The 18,431-nt window shown below is 45.3% G+C and carries 16 protein-coding genes and 1 pseudogene; 9 read left to right on the top strand and 8 right to left on the bottom strand.

The annotated features are described in order from the left end of the window. Positions 1-115 precede the first annotated feature (115 nt). From ASF12_RS32540 to ASF12_RS32530, 3 genes are read left to right on the top strand one after another with little or no spacing between them, the layout of a single operon-like run. The gene (locus ASF12_RS32540) at positions 116-472 is read left to right on the top strand and encodes a helix-turn-helix domain-containing protein (RefSeq protein WP_056043630.1); all 357 of its coding nucleotides are present in this window, start codon (positions 116-118) and stop codon (positions 470-472) included. Beyond that, entirely contained in the window at positions 469-2,130 is a 1,662-nt protein-coding gene (locus tag ASF12_RS32535; protein WP_155973658.1) for a hypothetical protein, read from the top strand. The genes ASF12_RS32540 and ASF12_RS32535 overlap by 4 nt, the downstream gene beginning before the upstream one ends. Before the next feature lie 56 nt (positions 2,131-2,186). After that, positions 2,187-2,768, top strand: a complete 582-nt coding sequence (locus tag ASF12_RS32530; RefSeq protein ID WP_056043625.1) for a hypothetical protein — start codon at positions 2,187-2,189, stop codon at positions 2,766-2,768. Positions 2,769-2,903: 135 nt separating this feature from the next. Here ASF12_RS32530 and ASF12_RS32525 read toward each other — a convergent pair whose 3' ends face one another. Next, entirely contained in the window at positions 2,904-4,025 is a 1,122-nt protein-coding gene (locus ASF12_RS32525; RefSeq protein ID WP_056043624.1) for a hypothetical protein, read from the bottom strand. Positions 4,026-4,296: 271 nt separating this feature from the next. Between ASF12_RS32525 and ASF12_RS32520 the strand changes: the two genes are divergently transcribed. The 6 genes and pseudogenes from ASF12_RS32520 to ASF12_RS32490 all read left to right on the top strand — a co-directional run bounded on the left by ASF12_RS32520 (position 4,297) and on the right by ASF12_RS32490 (position 10,754). Then, positions 4,297-4,494, top strand: coding sequence for a helix-turn-helix domain-containing protein (locus ASF12_RS32520; protein ID WP_056043621.1), 198 nt, complete (start codon positions 4,297-4,299; stop codon positions 4,492-4,494). Then, entirely contained in the window at positions 4,495-5,814 is a 1,320-nt protein-coding gene (locus tag ASF12_RS32515) for a hypothetical protein (RefSeq protein ID WP_056043619.1), read from the top strand. Between the two features lie 302 nt (positions 5,815-6,116). Continuing rightward, on the top strand, positions 6,117-8,018 hold the full coding sequence (locus ASF12_RS32510) for a hypothetical protein (RefSeq protein ID WP_056043615.1): 1,902 nt from the start codon (positions 6,117-6,119) through the stop codon (positions 8,016-8,018). A gap of 80 nt (positions 8,019-8,098) precedes the next feature. Beyond that, a complete protein-coding gene (locus ASF12_RS32505) occupies positions 8,099-8,740 on the top strand; it encodes a hypothetical protein (RefSeq protein WP_056043613.1) in 642 nt (213 codons plus the stop codon). Positions 8,741-9,285: 545 nt separating this feature from the next. Beyond that, entirely contained in the window at positions 9,286-9,489 is a 204-nt protein-coding gene (locus tag ASF12_RS32495; RefSeq protein ID WP_056043606.1) for a helix-turn-helix transcriptional regulator, read from the top strand. Between the two features lie 60 nt (positions 9,490-9,549). Further along, positions 9,550-10,754: pseudogene (locus tag ASF12_RS32490) on the top strand (tyrosine-type recombinase/integrase). Between the two features lie 34 nt (positions 10,755-10,788). Here ASF12_RS32490 and ASF12_RS32485 read toward each other — a convergent pair. From ASF12_RS32485 to ASF12_RS34960, 7 genes are all read right to left on the bottom strand, one after another. After that, the gene (locus ASF12_RS32485) at positions 10,789-11,331 is read right to left on the bottom strand and encodes a hypothetical protein (protein ID WP_056043603.1); all 543 of its coding nucleotides are present in this window, start codon (positions 11,329-11,331) and stop codon (positions 10,789-10,791) included. Positions 11,332-11,485: 154 nt separating this feature from the next. Beyond that, positions 11,486-13,120 carry a chaperonin GroEL gene (gene groL / locus ASF12_RS32480; RefSeq protein WP_056043601.1) on the bottom strand — a complete coding sequence of 545 codons (1,635 nt, stop codon included), beginning with the start codon at positions 13,118-13,120 and terminating at the stop codon, positions 11,486-11,488. Positions 13,121-13,211: 91 nt separating this feature from the next. Further along, on the bottom strand, positions 13,212-13,493 hold the full coding sequence (groES, locus tag ASF12_RS32475) for a co-chaperone GroES (RefSeq protein WP_046229112.1): 282 nt from the start codon (positions 13,491-13,493) through the stop codon (positions 13,212-13,214). A gap of 436 nt (positions 13,494-13,929) precedes the next feature. Continuing rightward, positions 13,930-15,120 (bottom strand): DUF2264 domain-containing protein, encoded by a 1,191-nt coding sequence (locus tag ASF12_RS32470; RefSeq protein WP_235533353.1) that lies wholly within the window; start codon positions 15,118-15,120, stop codon positions 13,930-13,932. Positions 15,121-15,191: 71 nt separating this feature from the next. Beyond that, positions 15,192-16,346 carry a glycoside hydrolase family 88 protein gene (locus ASF12_RS32465; RefSeq protein ID WP_056043598.1) on the bottom strand — a complete coding sequence of 385 codons (1,155 nt, stop codon included), beginning with the start codon at positions 16,344-16,346 and terminating at the stop codon, positions 15,192-15,194. Between the two features lie 55 nt (positions 16,347-16,401). After that, positions 16,402-18,258 (bottom strand): heparinase II/III family protein, encoded by a 1,857-nt coding sequence (locus ASF12_RS32460; protein ID WP_056043595.1) that lies wholly within the window; start codon positions 18,256-18,258, stop codon positions 16,402-16,404. Then, positions 18,233-18,403, bottom strand: coding sequence for a hypothetical protein (locus ASF12_RS34960; RefSeq protein WP_155973656.1), 171 nt, complete (start codon positions 18,401-18,403; stop codon positions 18,233-18,235). Before ASF12_RS34960 ends, ASF12_RS32460 begins: the two co-directional genes overlap by 26 nt. Positions 18,404-18,431 lie beyond the last annotated feature (28 nt).

The following is an 18,431-nucleotide window of genomic DNA, read 5'->3' as shown; positions in this document are numbered from 1 at the left end:
CAACATAAACCACACATCCTGCTTATATATACGAATTTCATGGTTTTATCATATTGAGGCAAATTGATAGAAAAACTATCCTTTTCATAGTGATAGGAAGAGGTGAACATTTCATATGAATAATGCCCGGCAGATTGGTGAGAACATTCGCTTATTGCGGTCGCAAAAAGGATATAGTCAGGAACAGTTGGCTCTTCACGCTGGTGTCAACACTTCGTACCTTGGTCAAATTGAGCGCGGAGATAAAAATCCGACGATTAACACATTGAATAAAATTGCCGCTGGATTGGATACCACTCTCGAACAACTGATGTTTAACACTGTTACAAACACAAAGGGCCTTATAAACAAAAACGCCATTCTTACTGTGATTTCGCAAGACGATCTTAGACAATTGATTGTAGATACGATGAAAGCGAACGCAACAACATGCCAATCAAAAAACGACGACAACGGAGGTACAGGAAATTGATGTATGCTGCAGGAAAAAAGCAGGAAATTCAGAAAAACAGGCCGATTCGCAAAAAATGGTGGTTGTGGATGCTGACAGCAATTGCTGTTCTTTCGTTAGTTGGTATCATCTTCTCCTCAAATCCAGAGCCACTAGAATTAACAGACTTGTCAGGGGGAAGTAAGAAAAACGTTATTGCCAAGCTCGGCAAACCGGATGAACCATGGGTCATTCGAGACGATGAGGACGATTATTATTACATGTATCCGTTTGGAGTCACACTGCTGGGCAATGATGAATTCGTGTCTGAGATTTCTTTAACCTATGGCGAGGAGGGAGTCCAAAGTAACAAAGTGTATAGCATCCTCGGACTAACGTTGGGTGCGAACTTCAATGACTATATCGCACAAAACCCCGGTGTTTTTCAAGCACCGAATCTGGATCTGATCTCCCAAGAAGGACAGCGCTCCCGAATGTATCATGACAAGCAAGAAGACACCATACTTAACTTGCTCACCGAATCCGATAGCATCATTGGTGTCCGTTATGTCCACTACGCAAATAGCGATGAATCGTATACGTTAGACCTTGCCAACTACATAGGGAATAGCGTGACCGAACAGCAACTGATGAACGAGTTAGGGATCACATCCACGATCTCCGGCGATGCAGAGAACACATATTACTTTGGACAAACAAGCATGGCCAACTGGATTAAAAGCGATACCAAGAACGACAAAATTCAGGAGATTATGATCACAGATGGGCGATTCTTTAATATTGGCGGTCAGCGTATCGGGGATAGCGTAGAACAAGCTACCGCCGCGCTAAGTAATTTGATTTCGACAACAGAAGAAGCGGGTGGAGTGAAGGTCGACACGTTTGAACTTACGGTGCCTAACACATTAAACGATAGTATCGTAGCAGTTCGCAGCTTCAAAGGGAATATCGTATCCATACAGGCAACATCACGATCTACATACGCCGATTCGTTATTACCCCTGGTCGAAGAAGAACCCCCGCTTGTAAAGGAGACTCCACCGAATACGCCTACCGACACTTGGCCGTCACTAAGTTTGGAGCAACAGATTGAATTCAATCAATATTTTAGTGAATTCAGTTCGGTGAACTTCGGCACATCGCCTTATATTAAGGACACTGCGATTAGTTCTTACAGTACGGATGAACTGATTCGATTTGCAATTGAACGAAATCAAAAATTTGGACAAGACAACAGCTATAGCTTCAACCAAGAAAACGACAGTGAGATGATCATGCATCAAGACTTGGTCGCTGAAGTTATCGATTATTTCTTTGGTATTCAAATTAATCACAAGTCCATCTCCGGTTACACATACAAAGACGAATTTTATGGATGGGATGCGTACAGATGGGCATATATGGATTCTAACCTGTTTTCTCAAGTACAGCGGTTATTGGATAATCAGGACGGCACATTGACGGCTGAAGTCGGCGTGTTTCAAGATCTGAATGACTATGGGTATTTCGCTAGCGAAGATCCCGACTATTTGCAAGCGAAGTCCATTCGCTATCAGCCTCAAGCTGCCGGTTCGGAAGCTTCACACTTTTCTTATATCGGCACAGTAAAAGCAATAATTAAAAAGTCAGAAACCAATGACTGGATCATAATTGATTACAAAGTAGAAAGCATGTATTAGTTACAGACAAAACATAGCCCATATCACTAACAACACATTTAATAAGGAGGCATTCCATGCAACTTCAACATCAGGAAACAAATAATGGTATCAACCCACAAGCTCATACTTCCATCCATTTAGAAACTCCGATGAAAGCTTTCAAAAAATTGCACCTCATCTTTATATTAATTGGAGGGATCGCACTTGCTTTCGGAGGTCCGGTCGGCATTCTATTCGGAATTGTAATAGGCTGGGCAGCGGCATACCTTACTCTGCAAGGCATTTCGGGATTCAAGCTTATAAAATTAAATTTTATGGACTATCCTCTTCCCCACCCTGTAACAGATTCTAAGCTTTACGAGCGCTTATCGGCTATATCCCTTCATCCTGATTTCAAGTTGGAACAAGGAGCATGGGGGACACGATTTGTTTTCAAGGACATGACAACTCATAAAATTCTCATTGATCAGAAAAAACAAACCTACTCCATTATTTCGAAACTCACCAAAAAGAACCTCGTAAAAAAGCGGCATAATCCTGGAGTAACTGAGTATTCGTTCGCGTTTACGTCTGTTCCGATTATTAGACAATTGGTCGATGAAGCAACGACGTCATTATCAGAGCCTGACCCAACATCCGCTAAGAGGGCAAATTGAACTTACGAGTATTGGAAATTTAAATATACTACGCTTTTTATAAAATGCCGAGCTTTCCATTTGAAGATATATGTCACTACATGGAGATATTTATGAGTTCCCGTGCTACTTAATTTTAACCTAAATCTCTAACATCTAAATAACCACTCTCAATAGCTGCGTAAAATTCTTATCCATTTCTTCTACCAAATTGGGGATATGATCGTATCCCCAATTTACAGGAATGGTAACGGGGTTTATGCCGCATTTTTTTATTTTTTTAATCAATGTATTGAATTCATTCACTTTTTTCGGTTCCGTAGTATCCTCACTATATGCCAGCTTTGCCTTATGAATGGAACGTTTCTGATTGACTAATAACAACACTTCGATCATTTTGTTAATTGTTTTAGTCCTGTACTGTCCATTGCTCTGAATTAACCGTCTTGCTTCATCCAAAGTGTAATAATCTTCGAATCCAACCGTTTTCTCATAATAGTCATAGATAAGTTTCCTGGACAATTCCTCATTCATAAAATAATGACAATCACGGTATCTCCATCCAAGCTTCTGCTTTAAGCTGTTTGTTTTCCCATTCAGACATTGTATTTCAATACGAATAATTTGGTTCGCATCTTCAAGTCTTTCATAGTCTTCAAACTCTCTTCGCATTTGGTACTCTTTATTATAAATATTGACTCCTACTGAGTGACCCTTTGTCTGAATATAGAAGCTATTCTTATAAGCGACCTGCCTCCCGGACTTTTTATCCAGTTCTGTAACAAGATAAAAGTGGGCTGGGATATCTGCCCTGCTGATTAACTCCATGTAGACTTCATGTAATATGGTACGGATGTTGATACAATAATCAATTCGTTTTACTTGATATTCGTCAATAGCATTTAGCTTGTAAAATAGTTGTAAAGGTGTCAGCTCCAAACACTTTTGAAGTGGCTTTAGAACCGCTTTAAATCGATCGCATATTTGCGGGAATTCACTTGCCTTTGCAACCTTTACATACTCTCTTTCTTGTATAAGTACTTTTGGATTCAGTCTTATTTCAATAGCATGATAGTGGATTCCAGATGTCAGTAGAGTTCGACGGAGTAAAATGGTCATTCCACTGTTACAGTAAAGGGTAAACACATACAAGTCGGGGCACATGTTATCTGGAAAGTGCCTTGAGTTTTGTTCGTTAGACAGTTGTTCCAAAATAGATTTAACGATTGGATAATCGATTGCCTGAATAGGTTGAAACAATAATAAGGTATGGAACATAGTTAAACTCCCCTTTTTTTCTCAATGTACTACCTGCACACTTTTGTAGTTAAATAATTTCTTTTTCTGTCACAGAAAAGTAATGCATAATTCAAAATGTTGTTATTTAATAATCCAATAAAATAAATACATATATATCACCTCTACTCTTTTTTATATTTAATTAAATAACTGTTATGTACTATTTAATAAAATATAAGATCAGATAACAAAGTTAGAGATGATTTAATAAACAATAGATTAATAAAATTTGCATGAGGAGCGTGACAATATGTATGATGATTACAATGAAATCTTGACCGTCTCACAATTGGCCGAATTGCTTCAAATCGGTTTAAATACCGCTTATTATTTGGTCAATTCAGGCGAGATCGAATCATTCAAAGTTAAAAACTCATACCGTGTACAGCGAAGTGCCGTTACTGACTACATAATTAGTAGAAGAAAAAAGAAATTGGAGGAAGATTGAATGTTGCATTCAGAATTCATAATCGAGAGAAAAAAGGCGCTGTTCTCGGATAAAAATAGCAAGAATTTCCCTGAAAAATACCATATTCCAAAAAACGTACTGTATTCCCCGGAGTTCTTTAACAATTTAAACGATGATACGCACCCAACTGAATTCAAACTACTTTCTGTTGTCCACGACTATCTGCATTTGTTTCCCAATACAATCGCCTCTGTTATCGAAAAAGAAGAACTCGAGTTCGATATAATTGATGATCTTATCCGACATCTTGCTTTGATTACGCGGGTAATTACACTGACAAACGAGCAACCTGTGGAAGAATCAATAGCCAATACTTATGTGAAACAACTAATGGAATTCATTGCTAATAAGGAAGAAAACGAGGAATTAAATTTAAAGCTTCGTGACTCTAATGAAGAGACTCTTATTCAAAGCGAAGACTTTTCCTATCTGCCTCGAGAAGATCAAGCAAACAAAATAATCACCGATTTAATCACAAAAACCTCTCATTTACCCCAGCAAGCTCTTCCACTGCGGGCATTCATTGCTATATATAAACAAGTGCACAATGAACTTACACATAGCAAGGGGAAGAGACCTGCTATACATACGTACAAAATCTGCAAGATTAATCTTACTACTGAAAGAAGATTGCATAATCGCTATTGGGATTATTTTTATAATTCATTGCAAATGGTTTCATCATCCAAAAAGAACTTAAATTTGGTACTTTTTGAATGGGAGCATAATATCGTCCTAGCAAGCCACATTAATGTTTCTACAAAGGAATTGCCCATTAAACTTAAGCACTGGTCACGCAAAGTGTTGAGTTTGGCCGCATTATTGCCTACCGTTGAGGTAAGATTATCATTAGTTCAATACTATGCTGAACATCGAACGTCAATTTTGGAAGAATCACTTTGGGGCGCTCCCAGGATCTCTGTAAAAGATACAGACATCACCGATGCTATGCTTAAGCTTGCTTCAGATTTGATTGCAACATCGTTGCTTGTAATTCCCATTCTGGAAATTAACACTCAACGTATCCTGTCTGACGAAGATAAAACTCTTTTGGAAGATCTATCGGTCAGCAGGTCACCTTACTTGAAGTTAAAGGACTCAGAAGACATCGAGGAAACCTTGCTTGAAATTCATCACGTCCAATCCCTCTATAGAAAACACAAACTTTGGGATATCCAGTCTATAGTAAACGAATTTTTCACAACAAACCCTGATAATGATTTCACAATTGATAATCGCACGATTGAAGTTATCAGTACCTTTGTAAGAGAAAAGTATTTTATGGATTTCCTGAAATGAAGCTATAAACACGTTCAAGTGCTCGCTATATTAAAGAAAAGCCATCTTTCCTTGACGGGAGATGGCTTTTCTTTTTGTAAGCAGAATTAGATTGACGTGTCAACTCATCTAATTTATTTCCATTTTTTATTAAATATAATTAGTCGCCAAATCCCTCTAAACTGAAAACAGAATTTCACAAGGAGGGATGAACAGATGTCAGGCAGACGTTCAAGTCCAGTAATAATCCAAAATCCACCTTAGAACACGTCTAATTTTTCATGATCTTTGAAAATCGAATAGTTCAGAAAGGGGAATCCAAGATGATAGCCAACACTGTAAATCTGGTCAGCATCCTGAAAGAAGTGGCCTACTTTGTTAAAAACGACCAGCAATTCGAGACCTCTCTGATTGATCCGCTCAACAAGTTCTTGGCCTCAGAATCGCTACGCACCAATTTTCTGATAACCGAAGACGGCAGCGTGAGCATCATTAGAGGTAAAAAAGAACGAAAGCTATCCAATACTTTTGTGCTTCCAATAGGCGACAAAATTGTTCACTATCCCAATTACGATGAAAGATACCTGAGAGTCATTTGCCTGATGAAGGGCGTCTGGTATCCACCGATTTATCTTTCCCCTAGTCAATTAAGGAACGACCAAGATTGGATGAGAAAATCGCTAGGTTTCAAATCCGTAATTTGGGGAAGTTACAGCTACATCGTGGAGTACGTGAATACTCTATGTGCGCTCGTGCCCACTGTTCATGAATACGCCTATATTGGCTGGTCAAAAACCCATGCCGGTATTTACATCACTGGCGGCGGGGCTATTGGAGATAGCGGTGCGCTCGATATTACTGCTCACCCTTCCATACAGAAATTCGAGCTCCCGAAACCAGAAATCGATAAATACACAGCGGTAAAAACCGTGGTCGAGACATTTCTTGAACTCGGCTCGCACGACTTTACCTTTACTGCACTTTCGTATATGCTGCTCAGTTGCTACAAATCACTTTTGGAACAACTCCCTCATACTCCTGAATTTGTATACTACACTTATGGCACGACTGGAAGCAGGAAAACCGCTTCGAGCAAAGTGTTCTTCAACAGTTTCAGTGACTGGGAGAGGGTTCCGGTAAACTTTACAGCCACTTCACCTGCAATTGAGATGCAAAGAATGATTGCGCGGGATACAGTCCTCCTAGTTGATGATATCCCTCCTAGTGTCAGTCCGCAGGAAAGGAATGTCATTCAATCGAAGCTCGAAGCCATTTTTCGGTCAACCGGCGATTCTACCGGACGCCAGAAAATGGTGAGTTCAAATCAAAGCATGGAAATGAAGGCACAAGGGCTTGTAGCAGTGACGGCTGAGGACATGTATGTGAAAAGCGCATCATCATTAGCCCGAGGCTTCTTTGTCAAGATGGACTCTACCACGATCAAGTTGGACAAATTGTCCATTGCACAACGACTTCACGGTCACTATTCGGCTATGATTTATTACTTTATCGAGTACATCTCGAAAGATGTGAATTCGTTCGTAACCCGTGTAGCCGATCTATTTAAGAAGAACGAAGTTTATTTTGCCCGTCATCATGAAACTGCTCATGGCAGGCAAATTGCCAGCGCTGCGTGGCTTCAGACATCTTTTGAGATTTTTCTTGAGTTTGCTCAGGCTCACGATGTTCTTGACGATGATGAAATGACTGTGTTCCTTCAAGAAAATGAGGACATCTTGGATGACAAAATTGTCGAAATGGTCAAGCATAGTCATGCAAACGGGGAAGTCGAGCTTTTTGTTCGAGCTATCAAGGAATTGATAGCTTCTGGATCATTGCTCTTTGCCGATATTAAACTGAAAGGCCGAAGCAAAATTGCGGGGTTACCGTCAACACATCCCAAAGCACTAGGCTACCGTGATTCGGAATTCATCTACTTGTTGAGCGACTCTGTTTATAACCGAGTATGCGCACATTATGCCAAGCAGAACAAAACGTTCCCCGTTACGCAGGAGATGCTTTGGAGCAGTTTGCACGATAAAAAGCTGCTGGTACCGGATCGAAACAAGGACGGAACCCGGACGGTTCGATTAACCATAAACGGAGACCGCATCCCGGTTATCCGTCTGAACCGCTCGCTATACGAAAGTTGGGGAGAACATCCTTATGACATTAATGCTAGATTTTTGCCGGGTAGCTCGGCAGGAATGCTCAACTACCGTTAACCACTGCTGTCATCCTGCCGAGTTCTAACCGGGCATTACCCAACTTGCCAAAACAAATATGCTGAAGGAGTGCTAACACTATGCGTTCAACACCTCCCATCTTCGAACGATTCATTATGGCGGACTGTCTTTATCATCAAGTATTGCATGATGAAGAGAACTCTGCATTTGATCAATTAAAAGCAGAAGCCCGCGATAAAAACCCTTGGGCTATAACGCGACTGGCACATCTCGCCATTGAAGGCAAAGCTGTCTATCATGATGTTGAAGGACACATTGAATATGGTATTTCAATGCTTCTTCCATTAGCGGAACGCGGGTTCGCTTTTGCACAATACAGATTAGCTGAGGCTTACTTAATGATTGGCCAAAACAAGCAAGCTATTGATATGCTGGAGCAATGTGTGCAAGCCAAAATACCAGATGCCGCCTACAGGCTTTTCAAACTATACGAAAAACAACATCCAAAACGAGCAAAAAAATTCCGCGAACTCGCTGAGAGATGGGGATACAATGAAGCAGATTTCGATGAGTCACTCGCATCCAAGGGGATATCAGCGACGGTTAGTAATACTTCAAGCGCTCTTCCCCCAATCGAAAACAGCGATAACGAAACATTTGATACTGATTTCGCTCAAAGTGAGAAAGATCCGATTTCATGGTTGAAAACAAGCTTTGTACGAAAATCACAATCACAAGTTAAAGTCTATTCGAATAGGTAATCGATTAATAGAGTGTAAGAATTTTGAAGTGTTTTAGCATCCATTTCGAAAACTACACGAGAGTATACGTCAATCAGTCAATCTGGTTTATATATTATAACCTGATATCACTTGTGAAAGAGGTGAATTATCGATGAGTGAAAATTTCACAGACTGCAAAGTTGTGTATTTTTCCAGTGACGCCCACTGGCGAAACTTTCAACGTTGCACAAACAAATTTCCTTATCGCACGAAAGAATACATTTCCTCGTGCTATCTGGCCGCATATCCAGAAGTTTTCAAGTGTTTCGAGCTTGATCAGCAAGAAGATGGGCCATTCGACTGGTACTTCAATTGTTTGGATAACATTTCCCTCCAAGAGGAGCATCGCTCGACAGGCTCATTCGCACCACTAACCGGACAAACCACTGCACTCTTCCATTTAGCTCTTAACCTGTGGAACGGATATTCATTTGATTTGGCAAGAGGACTTTCGATATGGGACTCCAAGCTTTACACAGTCGCTCTTCAAGCGATCAATCTACGACGGGGGAGGTTCGCAATCCATGAATAAAACGGACTATCCACTTATTTTGCAAATGAAAGATGTGAAGGCAATTTTGGGAGTATCCCGATCGACAGCATATGAAATTGCTAAAGCTCCCGATTTTCCATTACTCATTATCAACTGCAGAAAAATCGTTTACCGGGATGATTTCTTCAAATGGCTGGACTCCAAGCGCGCAAATCCCAATGCGATATCAGCATAACAATTCTTCCATGTAGAGATGGCCACGGCCATCTCTACATTTTTCGAAAGGATGATTTCTATGAAAGGCTACTTTAGAAAACGTGGTTGTAAATGCGTCGGTAAACGCTGCACTTGTGATGCGACATGGTCATTTACACTTGATATCGGTCGAGATTCTCTGACAGGTAAACGAATCCAAAGACAAATGGGCGGGTTTAAAACCAAGAAGGAGGCTCAAGCTGCATGTGCAGCGATGCATACGGAGCTTGCAGAAGGAACCTACATAGCAGAAAAGGAGATGTTATTCCCGCTTTAGTTGAAGAATGGCTGAAGCTCTATGAAACCACGGTAAAAATTAGTACCGTACGTGTTCGAAAGCATGAAGCATCTCGACTGCTCGATTACTTTCAAAATCATCAGGTAAAGAGCATCACTCGAAAAGCTTATCAAAATGCCCTTCTAGACTTGTACGAGCGGGGCTTTGCGTTAAATACGATTGCTGGCATTCATTCCACAGGACGAATGCTATTTACCAAGGCAATAGAGTTAGAAATCATCAAAAACGATCCTACACAATATGCAAAGTTACCTCGCCCCCAAAAGACAGTTGAACAAATTGAAGCGGAGGAAAATGAGATGAAATACCTTGAAAAGCATGAGCTAGCTAAGCTTCTTCAAACAGCGAAAGAGAAGGGACTAACGAATGACTATATCATCTTCCTGACTCTTGCATATAGTGGACTTCGAGTCGGTGAGCTCTGTGCATTGAAGTGGAAGGATTTCGATTTTCAGGAACACACGCTGTCAGTAACGAAGACTTATTATAATCCAACTAATCGAGCAACAGAGTATCATTTGCTGACTCCTAAGACAAGCACATCGAAACGAACCATCGAGCTAGACCCACTGGTTTTTAAAGAGGTAGAAAAGCTAAAAGCTCGTCAAAATGAGCTTAAAATGCTCCATAGAGATGTGTATTACGACCAAGATTTTGTATTTGCCAAAACAGAGAAGGATATGGGCTATCCTGAATTCATTAAAACGATCCAGAATCGCATGAGAAGGCTTTTGCGTCTCGCTGGCTTGAACGAATCATTAACCCCTCACTCATTGCGTCACACGCATACATCGTTACTCGCTGAGGCCGGAGTCGGCATTCATGAAATAATGGAGAGATTAGGTCACCAGGACGACGAAATTACAAAGCGCGTTTATCTCCATGTCACCAAAACGATGAAAAAAGAAGCGTCCCAAAAATTCAGTGAGTTGATGAAAGGTGTATAATATAAATACTGTCCTGAGCCTGCTAGGACAGTATTTATATTTCTACAATGAAGTACCTCCTATCATCCAATAATCTCCAATCAATTCGATGCACTCCAGCAACATCAATAAAATCGCTATTCTTTAGTAATCCTGTTGGTTTATAAATCCTCCCCTGAACTACCTTGTTTCCTCTAAAGTAATCATATATGCCCAAATTGTCCTTACCTTCATAAAATGGGCGATCCTTTACTAGAGCTACAGTAAACGTTTTTGAAAATCCCTGTTCCTTTAGTTGCTCCATAAATTTAATATCCTTAACGAATGAATACAACTGCTCAGGATACTGGCCATTCGTCGGATATTTTAACTCGACAGCGAATCTTTCCTTGCCACTTACGATACTTATATCAATTTCCTTCTTTACTGTATGACTAATCCCAAAATACGAAACATTCCGTTCAAACTGTACTTTATATTGCGGAAAGGTCGTCCGTAAAAAAACACCTAATTCGTGCTGAAGGCTAAACTCATTATACACCTCAATATTCCGAGCAGCTATGTAATCAAAAAATTGCTCAAGATGCTTACTCTCCAAAGCAAGACCTCCTCCCCTTCTTAAAAACAGAAGACACCGTAGAGCAATTTTCACCACTCTACGGTGTCTTCATTTTACATAATGTGGGCAAAATGTGGGCGATCAGTGTCGCCCTGAGGAGAAACCCTTGCTACGCAAGGGCTCAGCCCTCAGTTTACATCATGCCGCCCATTCCACCCATGCCGCCCATGTCAGGCATGCCGCCGCCAGCACCTTTTGGTTCTGGCTTGTCAGCAACAACCGCTTCAGTTGTCAGGAACATAGCTGCAACGGAAGCTGCGTTTTGCAATGCAGAGCGTGTAACTTTGGCAGGGTCAACGATACCTGCTTCGAACATGTTAACCCATGTTCCAGTAGCAGCGTTGTAGCCTACGCCGATTTCTTCATTTTTCAAGCGCTCAACGATAACCGAACCTTCTTGACCAGCGTTCGCAGCAATTGTGCGAAGCGGCTCTTCAAGGGAACGAAGAACGATGTTAACGCCTGTTTGCTCGTCGCCTTCTGCATTAACAGCAGCAACAGCTTTATATACGTTAATTAGAGCAGTACCACCACCGGATACGATACCTTCTTCAACCGCTGCGCGAGTCGAGTTCAGGGCATCTTCGATGCGGAGCTTGCGCTCTTTCAATTCTGTTTCAGTAGCAGCGCCGACTTTGATGACTGCTACGCCGCCGGACAATTTAGCCAGACGCTCTTGCAGCTTCTCACGGTCGAAGTCGGAAGTTGTTTCTTCCAGCTGCGTACGGATTTGGCTTACACGAGCCGCGATGTCAGAAGCGTCGCCGCTGCCGTCAACCACGATTGTGTTTTCTTTTGTTACGCGTACTTGACGAGCGGAACCCAGTTGCTCAACCGTAGTCGATTTCAGCTCAAGGCCCAGTTCCTCAGTGATCACTTGACCACCAGTCAGAGCAGCGATATCTTGCAGCATCGCTTTACGACGGTCGCCGAAGCCTGGTGCTTTAACAGCTACGCAAGTGAATGTGCCGCGCAGTTTGTTCACAACCAGAGTTGCGTTCGCTTCGCCTTCAACATCTTCTGCAATGATCAGAAGCTGTTTGCCGGATTGAACGACTTTCTCAAGCACAGGAAGAATTTCCTGAATGTTTGTAATTTTTTTGTCAGTGATCAGGATATACGGGTTATCCAGAACAGCTTCCATTTTGTCCGTGTCAGTAACCATGTAGTGGGAGATGTATCCACGGTCGAATTGCATACCTTCAACCACTTCAAGCTCCGTTACAAAGCCTTTCGACTCTTCAACGGTAATAACGCCGTCGTTGCCCACTTTTTCCATAGCTTCTGCAATCAGTTGGCCCACTTCATCGTCAGCGGAAGAAATAGCCGCAACTTGGGCGATGGATTGTTTGCCTTCGATTGGTTTAGCGATGTTTTGCAGCTCTTCAACTGCAGCTTTAACCGCTTTTTCGATACCTTTGCGGATAACCATTGGGTTAGCGCCAGCTGTTACGTTTTTCAGACCTTCGCGAATCATCGCTTGAGCCAAAACAGTAGCTGTAGTTGTACCGTCACCGGCAACATCATTTGTTTTTGTTGCTACTTCTTTAACAAGCTGTGCACCCATGTTCTCGAATGCATCTTCCAGCTCGATTTCTTTCGCGATGGATACACCATCGTTCGTGATCAACGGGCTGCCGAATTTCTTCTCCAGCACGACGTTGCGGCCTTTAGGTCCGAGTGTAACTTTTACAGCATTTGCAAGTGCATCAACACCACGCAGCATTGCGCGGCGAGCGTCTTCGCTAAATTTAATATCCTTTGCCATTATCATTTACCTCCCGAAAATATATTCATATAAGTATGCTTAACGGCCTGCGCCGTTTCGTTTAAGTCCAGTCAAGCTGTATGTGAGCAGCCTATTCAAAGATCGCGTGAATGTCGCTTTCTTTCATAATCAAATACTCTTTGCCGTCGTATTTAACTTCTGTTCCCGCATATTTGGAGAAAAGGACGCGATCGCCTTCTTTAACTTCAAGCGCTACGCGAACTCCGTCTTTCAGCGCGCCGCTGCCAACAGCCACCACTTTACCTTCTTGCGGTTTTTCCTTAGCCGAATCTGGCAAAACGATACCGCTTGCAGTCGTTTCTTCTTTCGCGATCGCTTCTACTAATACACGTTCACCCAAAGGTCTGATCATTGAAAATAGCCTCCTTTAAAAATTTGTCGCTTATTTTTGTTAGCACTCATGAGCATGAAGTGCTAACAATCATGTTTATCATACTTTTTTTCGTTATTAATTTCAAGTGCTTGAGGACGATTTTTGCAGGAAATTTACATACCACTGGAAAAAGACCGCTTTATGAGACCGTCTGCTTTAACTCATGCAGCGCTAGCAAAGCCCCTCATCCATTGTTACCGAGCTTATGCCAAGGTAAACGATCTTCTGTAAAAGTTTGAGGCGCGGCTGAAGCTTCGCATTTATAAAGTGCGCAGGCCACAGATAGCTGCAAAAATAAGAGAAAGCGCACCTGTACGAAAATGGCTGCGCCTCTTCACTTACTCTCGCTGCTGGTAGCTGGTAATCATACTCTTGCTCATAATCTTGTTCATAATCTCGCTGCCTATTATGACTGCTACCCCTTCAGTGCATGATCAATTGAAAAAAAGGACCCTGACCATGCTTTGCGCGCTGTCCAATCCTCAGGCTCGCCGCTCCAAAAGGGATGCTCCGCGGCAAGGCCAAGCGGGAGAAACACAGCCGCGCATAAATACAGGCTTCCTGTGGAAATATAATGCTCGCCAATGTCTGGCTGGCTTCCACAAAAGCCGATGGTCAGCCAGCCGTCCTCTGTAAATGTGCCGGGAACAGACAAGCTGCGGCGGATAACCGCTGTTAATGCGCAGCGCGCCTGCGCCGGAGTTACGCTGCTTGGCAGCTCGCCAAGCAGCGCACTTTGCGCCAAGCTTTGCATGGCGCCGCAGCGGTAAGCAAGCGAGCGGCCCAGCGGCGGAAATGTGCCCTCCGGCGAAATGAGCCGCTCCTGCACCTCCGCCCAGCGCTTCGCTCTCTCCGTGATGCTCGCCTGCATTGCATCCCAATCTTCATAGCAGCCTTGAACGGCTGCTACGATGTCAACGAGCATAGGCTGGATTACAAAGCTGTTGTAATAGTCGAAGTGGAACGACGGGCCATCTCCGTACGCTCCGTCTCCGACATACCATTGCTCATGCTGCTTAAGGGCATAATCAATGCGCATCGGGTCCCAGTCGCTTTCTCCCATGCGGTACAAGGCCGCTTCAATAATCGCGGAGAAAAGCAGCCAGTTCATGGCGAATGGCTTGCGCGAACGGGTTAGTTTGAAAGCTTGGACAACGTGCTTCTGCACCTTGGCATCCAGCTTGTCCCAAAGCTCCGTCGGCGCACGCAAAATCGCCTGCGCCAGAAACGCCGTATCAACGATCGGCTGAAAGCCTTCTGCAAAATTCATATAATCCGGTGACTGCGGATCACAGCCAGCAGCAATCGCAGCCCGTGACAGCTCCGCATATTGCTGGCGCAGCCGCTCTTCCGCTTCGTCTGCCCCGCCTCTGCTTTCAAGCCAGGGCGCTATTCCACATAATAGGCGGCCTAGCGCCTCCAGATGGGTCACATCAGAGCGATCCTGTCCCGCAGCAGATTGCACGGGCATCGTTTTTTTTAACTCACGAGCCGCAAGCAGGCGCAGCACAGGCTCAGCAACCCGGCATAGCTCGCTCACCCAATACTCGCGTTCCTCCAGTAACCGTACTCTCTCGCCTGAATCTGTACCTTTTTCCCCAATCAATGGCCGTTCGCCCCTTTCTGTTCCCTATCTATGCAAATTGGATAACGATCAGATGACACTTGATGTTCGCCTTACGACCAGAAGCTATCGTAGCCTCGCAGCTTGGACAAGCCCTCCGTAAAGAAATAATCGCCGTAGATGAGCGGGACGTCGAGATTTTTGCGTTCCGGGTAGTGGCTCGTGCCATGCAAAACCAGCCCTTCCTCCTGTGCATCGTCCGCCCATGCGCCATAGTTCTCGTACAGCGATTTCAAAATCCGCTCGCCCGCTCGGCGATACAACTCACGCTCGACCTCTGGCACTACATCCGCAATTGCCAGCAAACCGCAGGCCGCGCAAGCGCCCGCCGATGAATCGCGGTATGTCTCCACGCCATCCGGTAACCGGAAATCCCAATGCGGTACGGAATCCTCTGGCAAATTCGCCAGGAAAAAATGAGCCGTGCGCTTCGCCGCATCCAAATACCGCTGCTCGCCGCTATGGGCGTAACTGAGTGCCATGCCGTAAATCGCCCAGGACGCGCCGCGCGACCATGCCGATTCGGCCGCAAATCCTTGCCCGCCATGCTTTGCAGCTACTTCGCCACTTTGCGGATCAAACTCTACGATATGATAAACCGAGCCATCCGGCCGAATAAAATGCTCCAGCACCGTATCGGCATGCGCCATCGCCAAATGCTTGTAGCGCGGGTCCTCCGTCGTGCGCGAAGCCCAATAGAGCAGCGGCAAATTCATCATGCAGTCGATAATAGCCAGCCCGTCATTGCGCTCGCCTTCCCGCCAAGGGTTCCATGCCCGAATATAGCGCCCTTGAATATTGAAGCGGCCGCATAGCAGGTTTGCTGCAAGCAGTGCCCGCCGCCGGGAATCTTCCTCCCCAAGCAGCTTATAACGTGCCACACTAGTCAGCGTCCACATGAAGCCGATATCATGGTCGAGCCGGTCATAGCCCATGATGACTTCGTCGAGCTTAAGCTCGCAGGCTTCGGCAAGCTCTTTGTAGCGCTCCGTGCGCGAATTCTCATCTTGATAGAGCAGCCATAGCAGCCCCGGCCAAAAACCCGCCGTCCACCAATGCGCCGCCTCCAGCACATAAACCCCGTTCACGCTTGCATGGGGAAATTGCGAGCCTATTCGGCCGCTAGTCCGTCTGATCTTCTGATTCACCTTATCCCAAGCTTCATTCACCCAATTTTGCTGCTCCTGCACCTTCTCCTGCACTGTCATGGCTTCGCTCTCCTTTTCTTTGACGCTTTAATCTCGTGCTTTTAGCTATTCCACCCTATGGCTCAAAGCGAAAAACAAACTCGGAATCCACGGCCGCAGTTCCCGCCTCCAAATGATGAAAATCCAGCGTGTACCATTGACGTTCACGCCCAAAATGATCCATGTCGCTCCGCTGCGTCACCACTTGCCTCCACTGCTTCGCATCGAACGCAATCGTCAGCCTCTTGCGTCCCTGCAGGACCACGACACCGCCGGCCTCCCCGGCCTCCGGCATCTGCCATGCAACGAAGCGCTCGATAATCTCGCGCCCGCCGACTACTTCCTCCCGAAACCGATACCGGTTTCGGATCGTCAGCACAGGCAGCGCGCCCTTCTTGTTCCACTCGAAGCGCCGCCCCAGCAGCGCAAGGCCCGCTTCCTCGCCGTACGCGGCCTGCATTTCCAGCTCCAGCACGTCAAGCTCCGCGCTGGTCGCCGCCTGCACAACCACGGCGCGCGCGTCCGCGCCCTCGCGCTGGCGCGCGCTGCCAATAATCGGCACGGAATGTCCGTGCGAGCCGTTGCACCAAATCGTATACCGCTGCGGGCCAAAATAGTCCGCCGTATACTCCCCGCTGCCCAAATCCGCCAAATAGGCTTCTCCGTCCGCATGCATTACGAACTGCCCGACATCATTATGATTATGCGGCTCAGCGTTATGTCCGCCTTTGGCGGCAAAGCTATAAGTAGCGCCATCCGTTGCGACATAACGGGACAGCAGCCACTGTACATTTTCCAAATAAAACGATTCTGTCGGCCATAGAGCTGCAGCGCTTTCCGAGTCGCTTCGCCCCTCGGCACTTTCACTATTAGTTGCCGCTGTCGTTCTCGTTGCCGTTGCCGTTGCGTTTGCCGACTCCGCCCACCAAAGCAAATTCCGCACCGCAGGCGCCCACCTTGCGCAGTGATCCCCTGTGTAGCTGTCGCGCAGGCTGGCATGCGGCAGAGCCACAGCTGGAAACTCCTGATGCAAATATGAGCTCAGCCCCATGAAGATACCGCTTTCAGAAGGGGCATCGGAAAAATTCACAATGCTGCGTCCACCCGTAAAGCATTTCTGCTGAAACATTGCGATCTCTTGTACTTTTGCGCTGCGGAATAAATCAATGGCTCCATCCGTTGCCGCCTTAAGCAGCTGTGCAATATAAACATAAAAGCCAAAACCATATTGCCAATACGAATACCCTTCCGCACAAGCTCCATCTTCGCCATAGCCGTCCAAAAAGCAATCCATCGCAGCTAATACGCGCGAAAGCACCGCTTCCAGCCGTTCGCGATCATCCATCAAATGCAGCGCCGCTGCGCCAATCGACCCGGCACATACCGCCGCCCAATTATGCTCCGCATTCTCCCAAAAATAAGGCCCCTCGGTCAAAAATGGCTGAAACAGCCGCTTTTCCACTTCTTCACGAATACGCAAGTGCAGCTCCTCTGGCAGCCGGGATCCGAGCAGCACGCTTATTTCGCTGAGCGCGAAGCCCGTCTCCGCAGCGAATAAATCAATCGGCGTCTGCTGCTCCGCCCCGCCCAGATGCGCAGGCAGGCACCACGTCCGCTCCTCGCAGATCGACCAAAGCGCAGCCTGAAGGGCCTCCAAATATGGCGCTTCCTCCGGCTCAATCAAGGACATTAGTGCGAATGAATTCAGCCGCCGCCTTTTTTGAAAATAAACCCGTTCGTACGGCAGCCGCTCCCCCGTCTCCCCGTACATCCGAAACAAGGATTCGCTCAGCTCCGGCTCTTCGCTTACCAATTGGCGCTGTGCCTCGGCGCGAATCTCCTCGACTAACGGACGCTGCACCTCAGATTGGCGCAGCTTGTCATGCCATGCCTCGCCTAGCTGTCCTTCAGACAGCGGCTCTCCATTCAACAACAGCGCCAGTCCTCTCCGGCGCTCTGTCGGCAAATTCTTGCTGTTGTTCTTGCTGTTGTTCTTGCTGTTGTTCTTGCTGTTGTTCTTGCTGTTGTTCTTGCTGTTGTTCTTGCTGTTGTTCTTGCTGTTGCTTCTTCTGCTCCATATATCCCGCTCCTCTCCCCAAACTTCTA

Origin of the sequence: Paenibacillus sp. Leaf72 (assembly GCF_001422685.1) — a bacterium.
Taxonomy (GTDB): domain Bacteria; phylum Bacillota; class Bacilli; order Paenibacillales; family Paenibacillaceae; genus Pristimantibacillus.
Note: the sequence above shows the minus strand (reverse complement) of the source record. Positions and strands in the feature narration are given on the sequence as shown.